11 protein-coding genes are annotated in these 12156 nt (G+C 75.3%); 2 read left to right on the forward strand and 9 right to left on the reverse strand.

Features of this window, described 5'->3' with window-relative positions; translation table 11 throughout:
* Positions 1 to 55: 55 nt before the first annotated feature.
* Positions 56 to 1261, forward strand: a complete 1206-nt coding sequence (locus tag AB0H81_RS16780) for a serine hydrolase domain-containing protein (protein ID WP_358375149.1) — start codon at positions 56 to 58, stop codon at positions 1259 to 1261.
* 125 nt (positions 1262 to 1386) lie between these two features.
* Here AB0H81_RS16780 and AB0H81_RS16785 read toward each other — a convergent pair whose 3' ends face one another.
* Together AB0H81_RS16785 and AB0H81_RS16790 are read right to left on the reverse strand one after the other, a co-directional pair.
* The gene (locus AB0H81_RS16785) at positions 1387 to 2136 is read right to left on the reverse strand and encodes an SDR family NAD(P)-dependent oxidoreductase (protein ID WP_358375239.1); all 750 of its coding nucleotides are present in this window, start codon (positions 2134 to 2136) and stop codon (positions 1387 to 1389) included.
* A 77-nt stretch (positions 2137 to 2213) separates the two neighbouring features.
* Entirely contained in the window at positions 2214 to 2828 is a 615-nt protein-coding gene (locus tag AB0H81_RS16790; RefSeq protein WP_358375152.1) for an isochorismatase family protein, read from the reverse strand.
* Between the two features lie 253 nt (positions 2829 to 3081).
* On the opposite strand from AB0H81_RS16790, the gene AB0H81_RS16795 reads away from it, so the two are divergent.
* Positions 3082 to 4875, forward strand: a complete 1794-nt coding sequence (locus AB0H81_RS16795) for a protein kinase (protein ID WP_358375154.1) — start codon at positions 3082 to 3084, stop codon at positions 4873 to 4875.
* A gap of 80 nt (positions 4876 to 4955) precedes the next feature.
* On the opposite strand, the gene AB0H81_RS16800 is transcribed toward AB0H81_RS16795, so the two are convergent.
* The 7 genes from AB0H81_RS16800 to AB0H81_RS16830 are packed head-to-tail and all read right to left on the reverse strand — an operon-like array spanning position 4956 to position 12112.
* Entirely contained in the window at positions 4956 to 6494 is a 1539-nt protein-coding gene (locus AB0H81_RS16800) for an aldehyde dehydrogenase (NADP(+)) (protein WP_358375157.1), read from the reverse strand.
* 23 nt (positions 6495 to 6517) lie between these two features.
* Positions 6518 to 8002 carry an FAD/NAD(P)-binding oxidoreductase gene (locus AB0H81_RS16805; protein ID WP_358375160.1) on the reverse strand — a complete coding sequence of 495 codons (1485 nt, stop codon included), beginning with the start codon at positions 8000 to 8002 and terminating at the stop codon, positions 6518 to 6520.
* Entirely contained in the window at positions 7986 to 8378 is a 393-nt protein-coding gene (locus tag AB0H81_RS16810) for a (2Fe-2S)-binding protein (protein WP_358375163.1), read from the reverse strand. Before AB0H81_RS16810 ends, AB0H81_RS16805 begins: the two co-directional genes overlap by 17 nt.
* The gene (locus AB0H81_RS16815) at positions 8375 to 9532 is read right to left on the reverse strand and encodes an FAD-binding oxidoreductase (RefSeq protein ID WP_358375166.1); all 1158 of its coding nucleotides are present in this window, start codon (positions 9530 to 9532) and stop codon (positions 8375 to 8377) included. The genes AB0H81_RS16810 and AB0H81_RS16815 overlap by 4 nt, the downstream gene beginning before the upstream one ends.
* Entirely contained in the window at positions 9529 to 10212 is a 684-nt protein-coding gene (locus AB0H81_RS16820; protein WP_358375169.1) for a GntR family transcriptional regulator, read from the reverse strand. Before AB0H81_RS16820 ends, AB0H81_RS16815 begins: the two co-directional genes overlap by 4 nt.
* Entirely contained in the window at positions 10209 to 11210 is a 1002-nt protein-coding gene (locus AB0H81_RS16825) for a proline racemase family protein (RefSeq protein ID WP_358375172.1), read from the reverse strand. Before AB0H81_RS16825 ends, AB0H81_RS16820 begins: the two co-directional genes overlap by 4 nt.
* The gene (locus AB0H81_RS16830; RefSeq protein WP_358375175.1) at positions 11207 to 12112 is read right to left on the reverse strand and encodes a dihydrodipicolinate synthase family protein; all 906 of its coding nucleotides are present in this window, start codon (positions 12110 to 12112) and stop codon (positions 11207 to 11209) included. Before AB0H81_RS16830 ends, AB0H81_RS16825 begins: the two co-directional genes overlap by 4 nt.
* Positions 12113 to 12156: the final 44 nt, after the last annotated feature.

Below are 12156 nucleotides of genomic sequence, written 5' to 3' on the forward strand. Positions count from 1 at the left end.
GTCATGCTGTGTCCGGTCGTGCTGTGTCCGGTCATCACTGGGTCTGGAGGTCCTCATGCGGTGCGATCCCCGGTTCTCGCGGGTGCGGGAGGTGTTCGAGCGGCACCTGGCGGACGGCGAGGAGCTGGGCGCCGCGTTCGCGGTGTTCCTGGACGGCGAGCCGGTGGTGGACCTGTGGGGCGGCGTCGCCGACCGGCACACCGGGCGCCCCTGGCAGGAGGACACCCCCGCCTTCGCCTACTCCTGCACGAAGGCGATCACCGCGACCGTCCTGCTCCAGCTCGCCGAACGGGGGCTGGTGGACGTGTCCGCGCCGGTGGCGGACGTGTGGCCGGAGTTCGCCGCCGGGGGCAAGGAGGGCGTCACCGTCGAGCACCTGCTGACGCACGCGGCGGGGCTGCCGGTGGTGGAGGACCCGGTGCCCGTGGAGGAGTTCGGCGACCACGCGGCCATCGCGGCCCGCCTGGCCGGGCAGCGCCCGCTCTGGGAACCGGGCACGGCGCACGGCTACCACGCTCTGTCGTACGGCTTCCTCGTGGGCGAGGTGGTGCGGCGGGTGACCGGCAAGACGGTGGGCGAGCTGGTCGCGGCCGAGATCGCCGGGCCGCTCGGGCTGGACCTGTGGGTGGGCGCGCCCGACCCGGTGATCGCCCGCGCCGCCCGCCTGACCACCGGAACGGACCACTCGACCACCGGAACCGATCGCCTGACCACCGGCACCGACCGCTCGGGCGGCTCCGCGACCACGCACCCCGAGGACCCCTCCGGCGGCGACGGCGCGCTCGGCATGATGGCCCGTGCCGTGCGGGACCCGGACAGCCTCATGAACCGGGCCCTCGGCAACCCCTCCATGCAGCGGCTCACGGGCGGCGCCAACCACCCCGTCGTCATGCGCGCCGGCTGGCCCGCCGCCGGCGCCGTCACCACGGCCCGCGCCCTGGCCGGCTTCTACCGCTCGCTGCTCGCCGGCGACGTCCTGCGTCCCGAGACGCTCCGCGACGCCCTCCGCCCCCGGGTGTCCGGTCCTGACCGGGTCCTGTACGTGGACAGCTCCTTCGGCCTCGGCTACATGCGCCCGGCGATGACGTTCTTCGTCCCGTCGGCCACCGCGTTCGGCCACACGGGCCTCGGCGGTTTCGTCGGCCTCGGCGATCCGGAGCACGGTCTGGCCGTCGGCTACGTCATGAACCGCATGGCCGGCGCCGTCTCCGGCAGCCTGCGCGCCCACCGGCTGATCGAGGCCGCCTACCGGTCCCTCTGACCGAACCGCCGCCCACCACCACCCTTCACCGCGAGCCGCCCCTCCACCGCGCACCGCCCCTTCACCGCGAGCCGCCCCCGAGCCCCCCGGCCGTACCGTCGCCGCCATCGCGTCGTCCCGGCGCGTCAATGCATGGTGACCCCGCCGCTCACCGACAGGGTCTGGCCGGTGATGTAGGCGGCGCGGTCGGTGCACAGGTAGGCGACGAGGCCCGCCACGTCGGCGGGCGTGCCGAGGCGGCGCAGCGGGATGGCCCGGGAGATCTTCTCGACCAGGCCCGGCTCGGCGGCCGACACGCGGCGCAGCATCGGGGTGTCCGTGGGGCCCGGGCAGACCACGTTGGAGGTGACGTTCGCCCGCGCCGCCTCCCTGGCGAGGGTCTTGGCCAGCCCGAACAGCCCCGCCTTGGTGGCCGCGTACGCGCCCTCGCCGCCCGAGCCGGCCCGCGCCCCGTCGGAGGAGACGAACACCAGCCGGCCCCAGCCCCGCGCCGTCATGCCCGGCAGGAGGAGCTTGGTCATGAGCATGGGGCCGCGCAGGTTCACCAGCCACATGAGGTCCCAGCTCGCCGGGTCGCTCTCGGTGAACGGCTCGACGATCGACAGGCCGGCGTTGTGGACGACGATGTCCGCCTCCAGGCCCCGGTCGCCGAGCTCGCGGCAGAACCGCTCCACCGACTCGGGCGCGGACAGGTCCACGGTCAGCGGGACGGCCCCGGCCAGCCCGGCGGCGACCGCGTCGGCGCCGTCCGCGTCCACGTCGGCGACGACCACGCGGGCGCCCAGGGCGGTCAGGTCGGCCGCTGTGGCGGAGCCGATGGCGCCCGCCGCGCCGGTCACCACGGCGGTCCGCCCGTCGAGCCGCAGTCCGTCCATCGTCACAGCCGCCTCCCCGTCACAGGTCCCACCTCGTCACAGCCCACTCCTCGTGCCGGCTCCGCCGCCCTCCGGTCTCACCGCGTCTCCTCCGGCTCGCCGGCCTTCCAGCGCTCCACCAGCCGGGACGCCGTCACGCGGGTCGCGAGGAGGCTGACCGTGTGCTTGAGCACGGCCCTCGCGTACTCCTCCGGGATCCCGGCGACCGCGTCCGTGACCACCGTGACCCGGTAGCCGAGGTTCACCGCCTCCAGCGCCAGCCCCGGGATGCCGAGGTTCAGCGACACGCCGACGGCGACCACCGACGAGACCCCCAGCGAGCGCAGCGTCATGTCCAGGGAGGTGCCGGTGAACGGCGAGAAGCCGTGGTAGCGGCGGCTCTCCAGGTCGCGGGGGCCGCGCAGCTCGGGTAACACCTCCACGGCCGGCGTGCCCTCCAGCATGTGGGCGGGGTCGTCGAGCAGGGAGACGATGAACGGGCAGTTGCGGGTGTGGGAGCCGGCCCGGTCGGCCCGGAAGGCGGCGGTGCAGTGGACGACCGGGATCCCGGTGGCCCGGGCGGCGTCGAGGACCGCGGCGGCGTTGGGGACGACGTCATGGACCCGGCACGCCGTCACCAGGTCCGGAAATTTCGTGAGATCGCCGATGACGCCTCTCTGCATCTCCATGACGAGCACGGCCTCGCGATCCACCCTGGCCTCCAGTTAGCCGAGCGCTTGCTTGGGAGCATGTCAAGCGTACACGAGCCACCCCCGCCCCTCCCGAGTGACAGCAGCGCAACCCTGGGCGAAACATCGCCAGTCGTGACAACCCGCATCCCGGGTGAGACCGTCGAACCGGTAGGACCGGAGCAGCCGGAAAGGCCCGCAGCCGACCGGAAAGGGCGGGAGAACTCCCGCGACGGCGGCGGTGGGCCCGGGACGGCTCACGTGATGGGGGTTGAACGTGGTCCCTGGGTACCGGGAAGTGCGCCAGCTCGGCGCCGGTCACACCGGTCGCGTGTTCCTCGCCACCTACGAGACCACCGGCGCCTACGTGGCGATCAAATACCTGAACGCCACCCTGCGCAGGGACGCCGAGTTCATGGAGCGCTTCCGGACCGACGCCGCGGCCCTCGTCGAGATCGACGAGCCGCACGTGATCAGGCTGCACGAGTACGTCGAGACGGCCGGCCGGGCCGCCGTGGTGATGGAGCTGGTCGACGGCGTCTCGCTGCGCGCCCTGCTGGCCGAGCACGGCCACGCGAGCCCGGAGGCGGCGCTGGCCGTGCTCAAGGGCGCCCTGCTGGCCCTCGCAGCGGCGCACGAGCGCGGGGTGGCGCACCGGGACGTCAAGCCCGAGAACGTCCTCGTCCAGGCCGACGGCACGGTCAAACTGGGCGACTTCGGCGTCGTGGTGCACGCCGAGGAGCCGGGCGTGCCCGCCGGGAGCCCGCCGTACATGGCGCCGGAACTGTGGACGCGCGGCGCGGCCGGGCCGCCCGCCGACCTGTACGCGGCGGCGTGCCTGCTGTTCGAGACCGTGAAGGGACGGCCGCCGTTCCGGGCCGACGGCGTGACGGAGTCACGGGGCCTGCACCTGGACGAGCCGGTGCCGCTGGAGGTGGTGCCCGACACGCTACGCGACCTGCTGCGGCGGGGCCTGGCCAAGGACCCGGCGGACAGGTACGCGTCGGCGCGGCGGTTCGCGGCCGAGGTGGAGGAGGACGCGGTCGCGGGCTACGGCCCGGACTGGGAGCAGCGGGGCCGCCGCCACCTGGCGGAGCTGGCCACGCTGCTCGCGCTCCGCTTCCCGCTGGCCCCCTCCGGCCCCGCCGCGGGTTCCCGGCCGTCGCTGCGCGACCGGCTGCTCCGCGACCGGCTGCTGAGGGTGCCGAAGCTGCCGCCCCACCTGTGGATCGCCGGCGCGGTCGTGACCGTCATGGCCATCGCGATCGCGGCGTCGGGCGGCGGGCCGGCCCGCGATCCGGGCACGGTGCTGATGCCGCAGCCGCAGGAGCCGGGACGGTCCGCGGACGGCGACGCCACGGATCCGGCGCGCGGGGGCGCGACCGCCACGCGCCGCCCGTCCGCGCCCGCCTCCTCGCGCCCGGCCACCCCGGGCGCCGTTCCTGCCTCCCCGGGTCCCGCCGCGCCCGTCCCGGACTCCTCGCGGCCCGTTCCGTCCGGCAGGGTCACGTCGAGTCCGCCCGCGCCCACCTCGTCGTCCGCCGTCACCGCGCCGACGGGGCGCCAGGGCGCGGACGCGCCGGTCGTCCGTTCCGCCGGCATCGTGCGGTGGAGCGGGTCGGCGGGTGCGGTACGGGTGTCAGCCGACGGCACCGGGCCCGTACGGCTGCGCATCGCGTACACGCGGCGCGACGGGGACGGACCGGCCCGCACGGTCGCCCGGGAGACGCGCACGCTGACCGGCGGCACCGTGTACACCAGCGGGGTGCTGCGCGACCTCGGCGACGTGCCGTGCGGCACGCGGGCGCACTTCGGCCTCATGGTGGCGACCGAACCCGCGGCCGACAACGGGCCGCAGATCAGCGAGGTGGAGGTGGACGGCGGCCCCTGCGCGTCGCCGGCGCCCACCCCGCCGGCCACGGCCACCACGACGGGAGCGCCTGCGCCGACATCCGGCCGGGCCGCCGCCCCGCCGAGCCCGCGCACCGGCGTCTCGACGGAGCCGACCGGCCTCCTCACCGGCGACTCCACCGATACAGGGCACTCCTCGCCGGCGATCCCCCGGCCCTGATGCCCCCAGCCGTCGGCTCGCCGCTCTCGATCAGGCGAGGGCGGGACAGCTCAAGGTGCGAACCACTCTGAGGGGGTCGCCTATGACGGCAGGTGGACGCCGTCGACCGTGCGGGGGACGCCCAGCGGGTTGGCCTCGCGCAGCTCCGGGGGCAGCAGGGCGTCCGGGGTGTTCTGGAAGCAGACCGGCCGCAGCCAGCGCTCGATCGCGGTGCTCCCCACGGAGGTGGAGCCGCTGGTGGAGGCCGGGTAGGGGCCGCCGTGCTGCATGGCCGGGGCGACAGTCACCCCGGTGGGCCAGCCGTCCACGACGACGCGCCCGGCCAGCCCGCTCAACCTGGCCAGCAGGTCGGCCGCGTCCCCGGCCTCGCCCTCGTCCGCCGCGATGTGGGCGGTCGCCGTGAGGTTGCCGGGCAGGGCGTCCAGCACCGCGTCACGTTCCTCCCGCGAGCCGTAGCGGGCCAGGACGGTGACGGGTCCGAAGCACTCCTCCAGCAGCTCCCCGTGCTCCCCGCCGCCGGCGAGCCGCGCAGCCGCCACGGTCAGCACGCCGGGCCGCACCGCGAGCGGCGCGTCGCCGTCTCCGCCCGCCTCGCCTGCCGCGAGGACCTCCCGCACGCCGGGCAGCGCGGCGCGCTCACGAACCCCGGCGAGGAACGCCTCCCGCATGCGCGGGTCGAGCAGCGGCCCGGAGGGCACCGCGGCCGAGACGGCCGCCTCGACGACGGCGTCGCCCGCCGGGCCCTCGGGGAGGAGCACGAGGCCGGGCTTGACGCAGAACTGGCCGAGACCCTGCGTGTAGGAGGCGGCCAGGCCCGCGCCGATCTCGGCGGCCCTGGTCTCGGCCGCGCGCTCCGTCACCACCACCGGGTTGAGGCTGCCCAGCTCGCCGTGGAACGGGATCGGCCGGGGCCGGGCGCACGCGATGTCGTACAGGGCCCGCCCGCCGCGCACCGAGCCGGTGAAGCCCACCGCCGCCGTCAGCGGGTGGCGTACCAGCTCGGGACCCGCGTCGAAGCCGTGGACCAGGCCGACCACGTCCTCCGGCAGGCCGGCCTTGACCGCCGCCGCGCGCAGGACGCGGGCGCACAGGACGCTGGTCGCCGGGTGGTCCGGATGCGCCTTGACCACCACCGGGCAGCCCGCGGCCAGCGCGCTCGCGGTGTCGCCGCCGGGCACGCTGAAGGCCAGCGGGAAGTTGCTCGCGGAGAAGACCGCGACCACGCCCAGAGGCACCTTGTAACGCCGCAGGTCTGGCCGGGGCGCCGGCTTGGCGTCCGGGTCGGCGTGATCGATGATCACGTCCAGGTGGGCGCCGGACTCGGCCACGTCCGCGAAGGCGCGCAGCTGGTAGCAGGTGCGCGCGAGCTCACCGGCCAGGCGTGGCCGGCCGAGCGCGGACTCCGCGTCGGCGGTCGCGATGATCTCGTCGCCGGCGTCCTCCAGGAGCGCGGCGGCGGTGCGGAGCAGCTCGGCGCGTACGGAACGGTCCGCGAGGGCCGCGGTCGCGGCGGCCGCCGCGCGCACCGCCCGGTCGACGTCCTGCGGCGTCGACTCCGCCGCGACGCGCTCGCGGGGCTCCCCGGTACGCGGGTCAACGCTCAGCACGGCGTTCGCCATCTCGTCCTCTTTCGTCTGTCGTGTCACTGGTCGTCGTGTGAGCGGTCGAGCGCGGCCAGCTCGCCCAGGGGCACCGGGGCAGCCAGGCTGCGGGTGGACAGCGGGCGCAGGTCGTCGGCCGTGGTGCCGCGGCGGTTCAGGCAGGCCGCGATCCCCGCGGTCGCGAAGCCGCACACCCGTCCCTGGCACCAGCCCATGCCCGGCCTGGCCAGCATCTTCAGGGTGCGCGGGTCGTCCGCGCCGAGGTCGTCGTGCGCCCGGCGGAGGTCGCCGTAGGAGACCTCCTCGCACCGGCAGACGAGCGTGCGCTCCTCCAGCCATTCCGTCCAGGCGCCCGGCACGGGGTACGTCCGGTGCATGGCCGCGGCGAAGCGGCGTCCACGGCCGATCGCCCCGCGCAGCCGGCCCATCAGGCCCGGGGCGACCGGGCGGCCGAGCGAGCGGGCGAGGGCGAGGGCGCTGAGACGGCCCTCCTGCGTGGCCAGGACCGCGCCGCCCACCCCGGTCGCCTCTCCGGCGACGTACACGCCGTCGGCGCTGCTGCGCTGGAAGCCGTCCACGGCCACGACGAGGGAGCCGTCGACGTCCTTCCTGGTGTCGGCGCCGAGCATGAGCGCGAGTTCGAGCGACGGGGTGAAGCCCCAGCCGAGGGCGACGAGGTCGGCCGCGATCTCCTTGACCGGCCCGGCCGGGCGGCCGTCCCGGTCGACGCGGGTGAGCTGGACCGCCTCGACCCTGTCCTGGCCGAGGATCCGGCTGACCACGGTCCTGGTGCGGTACGGGATGCGGTGGCGGGCCATCAGCGCCGCGTACTGCGCCGCCTCGACGGCCTTGCCCGGGACGGAGGCGGCCCCCACGGGGTCGCGCAGCCAGCCGAGCGTGCCGTTGGCCTCGGCGACGGCCTCGACGGACGCCCCGGCCCGCGCGAGGCCGGTGGCCACCGGGAGCAGGAACGGCCCGGTGCCGGCGACCACGGCGCGCCTGCCCGCGAGCACGCGATGTCCCTTGAGCAGGGCCTGGACTCCCCCGGCGGTCATCACCCCCGGCAGGTCCCAGCCGGGCAGGGGCAGTTGCCGGTCGTATCCGCCGGTGCAGAGGATCAGCGCCCGGGCCGTGACCGTTCCGGCCGTGTCCGGCGTGGAGGCGCCGGACGCGCCTGAGGTGCCCGACGTCTCGGCGGTGCCGGAAGGCGTGGTCCGGAGGGTGAACGCGCCGGTCTCGTCCCGCGTGACGAGGTAGACCTGGCGGCCGGGCAGATAGCGGATCCGGCCGGCGGCGCGCCCGGCGCGCAGGCGCTCGCGGAGCCCGGTGAAGAGCGGCCAGCCGTGATGGCCGGCCCGGTCGTCGGGCCGGGCGTGCCGCTCGTCGTAGTGCCGCCAGTACTGGCCGCCGGGCTGCGCCGCGCCGTCGACCAGCGCGACGCCGAGCCCGGCCTCGGCCGCCTCGACGGCGGCGGCCAGGCCGGCCGGCCCGGCGCCGACCACGGCGACGTCATGCGTCTCCGCCACGGCCACCTCCTCGGGAAGCGTCGCGCGGGTCAGCGTCCCGCGGGGACTGCGGGGACTGCGGGGACTGCGGGGACTGCGGGGACTGCGGGGACTGCGGGGACTGCGGGGACTGCGGGGACTGCGGGGAGTCTTGCGCGGAGTCGCCGAGCCGCATGCCGTCGGCGGCCGGGACGAGGCAGGCGCGCCGGTCGGGGACGCCGTCGATCGTGATCAGGCAGTCGAAGCAGACGCCGATGCCGCAGAACAGACCGCGGGGCCGGCCCGCCTTGCGCGTGGCGCGCCAGTCGAGGATCCCCGCCGCGACCAGGGCGGCGCCGACGCTCTGGCCGGGCTCTGCGGGGACGGCGGCCCCTCGGAAAGTCATCCGGTAGGTCACCGGGGCACCTCCTCGGTGTCCGGGAAGCGGTCGGGGGCGAACGGCTTGAGGTCCAGGTCGGGGCCGCGTCCCGTGAGGGCCTGCGCGACCAGCTTGCCGGTGCCGGCGGACAGGCCGATGCCGGCGCCCTCGTGCCCGCAGGCGTGCCACAGGCCGGGCGCGCGCGGGTCGGGGCCGATGACGGGCAGGTGGTCCGGGCAGTACGGCCGGAAGCCGTGGTAGGTGCGCATGGCGCGGACATCGCGCAGCATCGGGAACAGCGCGATCGCCTTGGCGGCGAGGGCGCTGATCGCCTCGACGGACACCCTGCGGTCGAAGCCGACGCGCTCCCGGGAGGCGCCGATGAGGATCGTGCCGCTGTCGGTGCCCTCGACCACGGGAGAGGTCTGGAGGGCGGCGTCGGAGCTGGCCACGTCGCCCACGTACTCGGCGGCGTACACCTTGTGCCGGATCGTGCGGGGCGGCATGGGCTGGGTGACCAGGATGAACCCGCGCCGGGGCAGCACGGGGACGCGCACGCCCGCCAGGCCGGCCACGGCGCCGGCCCAGGTGCCCGCCGCGTTGAGCACCGCCCCGGCCGTGATGTCGCCGCCGGTGGTGCGCACGCCCGTCACGCGGTCGCCGTCGCGCAGGAACCCCGTCACCTCGGTACGGGTGCGCACCTCCGCCCCGAGCCCCCGGGCCAGGCGCAGCAGGTGCGCCACCACCAGCATCGGCTGGACCTGGGCGTCCTGCGGGTAGAAGGCCGCCCCGGCCAGCTCCGGCGACAGGTGCGGCTCGTAGGCGCGCAGTTCGTCCCGTCCGACGTCGAGGACCTCGACGCCGTGCCGGCGCTGGTGGTCGCCGAGCTCGCGCAGCCCGGCCACGCCGGGCTCCGAGGCCGCGACGACCAGGCCGCCCTTGGCCTCGAACTCCCACAGCCCGGCGTGCTCGGCGAGGTCCTCGCGCCACACCCGCTGCGAGTACAGGGCCAGGTCGAGCTCGGGGCCGGCCTCCTTGTCGGAGACGAGCAGGTTGCCCTCGCCGGCGCTGGAGGTGCCGCCGGCGATGGCGCCGCGCTCGACGACGACCACCCGTAGCCCGGCCAGCGACGCGAAGTACGCGCTCGCCGCCCCCACCACGCCGGCCCCGACCACGACGAGGTCGGCGCTCATGTCGTCCCCTCGGCGCCGCCCGCCCACAGACCGCGGACGTGGCCGATGTGGCGGTGCATCATCAGCTCGGCCCCGACCGGGTCGCGGGCCTGGATGAAGTCGAGCAGCTCGTGGTGCTCGGCCGCGGAGCGGCCCAGCCGGCCGCTCTGCAGCAGCGGGGTCAGGCCGAGCAGCCGGGTCCGGGAGCGCAGGCCGGACACGACGTCCACCAGGACCGGGTTGCGGCTGTAGCCGAGCAGCGTCAGGTGGAAGACGTGGTCGGCCTCGACGTACCCGACCAGGTCGCCGCGCTCGGCGGCGTCCACGATGTCCTGGGCCAGTCTCCGCAGCCCGGAGAAGTCGTCCTCCGGGATGACGGACACGCTCTCCCGCACGGCCCGCGGCTCGATCAGCAGGCGTACGGCGGCCAGGTGGTCGAGGTCCTCCTCGGACACCTCCGTGACCCGGAAGCCCTTGTTCGGCTGCGGGACGACCAGGCCTTCCTTCACCAGGTCGAGCATGGCCTCCCGCACGGGGGTGGCCGAGACGCCGAACTGCGTGCCGAGCGCCGGCGCCGAGTAGACGACGCCGGGCTCCAGCTCGCCGGAGATGATCGCGGCGCGCAGCGCCGCCCGGATCCGGTCCCGGAGGTTCTCTCTGGGGCCGATGCCGGGCAGCTCGGGGACCGGGGCCAGGCTCACAGCAGGAACCCCGCGGGGAACGGGTCGGTGGGGTCGAGGTGGAACTGCGAGGTGCCGGTGACCCAGGCGCGGCCGGTGATCGACGGCAGCACCGCGGGCAGCCCGCCCACCGTGGTCTCGCCGAGCAGCCGGCCGGTGAAGCGCGTGCCGATGAAGGACTCGTTGACGAAGTCGTCCCCGATCGCCAGCTCGCCCCGCGCGTGGAGCTGCGCCATCCGGGCGCTCGTGCCGGTGCCGCACGGCGAGCGGTCGAACCAGCCCGGATGGATCGCCATGGCGTGCCTGGACAGCTTGGCCGTGGAGCCGGGCGCCTTGAGGTAGACGTGGTGGCAGCCGTTGATGTCGGCGCGCTCCGGGTGGACCGGGCGGTCCTGCTCGTTCACGGCGTCCATGATCGCGAGCCCGGCGGCCAGCAGGTCGCCCGCGCGCGAGCGGTCGAACGGCAGGCCCAGGTCCGCCAGCTCGACGACGGCGTAGAAGTTGCCGCCGAAGGCGAGGTCGTAGCCCACCTCGCCGAAGCCGGGGACCTCGACCTTCCGGTCCAGCGCGTACGAGAACGACGGCACGTTCTCGATGGTGACCGAGGTCGCCGCGCCGTCCTCGACCGCCACGGACGCGACCACGAGCCCGGCCGGGGTGTCGAGCCTGATGGTGGTCACCGGCTCCTCCACGGGCACCATGCCGGTCTCGACGAGCACGGTGGCGACGCCGATGGTGCCGTGCCCGCACATCGGCAGCAGCCCGGACACCTCGATGAACAGCACGCCGTGGTCGGCGTCGGGGCGGGTGGGCGGCTGCAGGATCGCACCGCTCATGGCGCCGTGGCCGCGCGGCTCGTACATGAGCAGCGTGCGGACGTCGTCGCTGTTGTCCATGAACCACTGCCGGCGCTCGGCCATGGTCGCGCCGGGGATCACGCCCACGCCGCCGACGATCACTCGGGTGGGCATGCCCTCCGTGTGGGAGTCGACGGCGTGGAAGGTGCGGCGGGATCTCACTTGTAGCCCTTGCGGATGACCGCCTCGGTGTCGGCGGTGATGCGGGCGGTCAGCTCGGGCGGCAGCGGCAGGCGCGGCGGCCGGCAGGCGCCGCCGTTGAGGCCGGCGATGTCCATCGACAGCTTGATCGACTGGACGAACTCGGTCTTGGAGTCCCAGCGCAGCAGCGGGTGCAGATCGCGGTAGATCCGCACCGCCTCGGCCAGGTCGGCGGGGTCGCCCGAGGTGGCCAGCCGGTAGAGGCGGACGGTCGCCTCCGGGATCATGTTCGGGTAGCCGGCGATCCAGCCGACCGCGCCGGCGATGCCCAGTTCGAGCAGCACGTCGTCGGCGCCGATCAGCAGGTCCAGGCCGGGCGCGAGCTCCGCGATCTGGTACGCCCTGCGCACGTCGCCGGTGAACTCCTTGACCGCGACGATCAGGCCCTCGTGGAACAGCTCGGCGAGCAGGTCGGGGGTCAGGTCGACCTTGGTGTCGATGGGGTTGTTGTAGGCGACGACGGGCAGCCCGGCCTTGGCGACCTCGCGGTAGTGGTGGACCACGGCCTCGCGCTCGGCCCGGTAGGCGTTCGGCGGGAGCAGGAGCACGGACGTGGCCCCGGCCTCGGCCGCCTGCTCGGCCCAGCGGCGGGCCTCCAGCGCGCCGTACGCCGCGACGCCCGGCATGACGCCGAACCCGGCGGGGGCGGCCCGCACGGCCGTCTCGACGACGCGGGCCCGCTCCTCGGAGGTGAGCGTCTGGTACTCGCCCAGCGACCCGTTGGGCGTCACGCCGTCGCAGCCGCCGGCGGCGAGGAAACGCACGTGGTCGGCGAACGCGTCGTAGTCGACGGACAGGTCGTCGGTGAAGGGCAGGGCCGACGCGACGTGGATGCCGCGCCAGGGCGTGGCGGCGGTGGTCATGCTGAAGTCTCCTCTGTAAGAGTGTCCGAGATTACTGGTGCAAT

This window comes from Nonomuraea sp. NPDC050691 (genome assembly GCF_040654455.1).
Taxonomy (GTDB): Bacteria; Actinomycetota; Actinomycetes; order Streptosporangiales; family Streptosporangiaceae; genus Nonomuraea.

What these genes read in the sequence shown, in the direction of transcription:
- AB0H81_RS16780 (WP_358375149.1), top strand. Translation starts at nt 56, where the DNA reads ATGCGGTGCGATCCCCGGTTCTCGCGGGTGCGGGAGGTGTTCGAGCGG.
- AB0H81_RS16785 (WP_358375239.1), bottom strand. Translation starts at nt 2,136, where the DNA reads ATGGACGGACTGCGGCTCGACGGGCGGACCGCCGTGGTGACCGGCGCG.
- AB0H81_RS16800 (WP_358375157.1), bottom strand. Translation starts at nt 6,494, where the DNA reads ATGGCGAACGCCGTGCTGAGCGTTGACCCGCGTACCGGGGAGCCCCGC.
- AB0H81_RS16815 (WP_358375166.1), bottom strand. Translation starts at nt 9,532, where the DNA reads ATGAGCGCCGACCTCGTCGTGGTCGGGGCCGGCGTGGTGGGGGCGGCG.
- AB0H81_RS16830 (WP_358375175.1), bottom strand. Translation starts at nt 12,112, where the DNA reads ATGACCACCGCCGCCACGCCCTGGCGCGGCATCCACGTCGCGTCGGCC.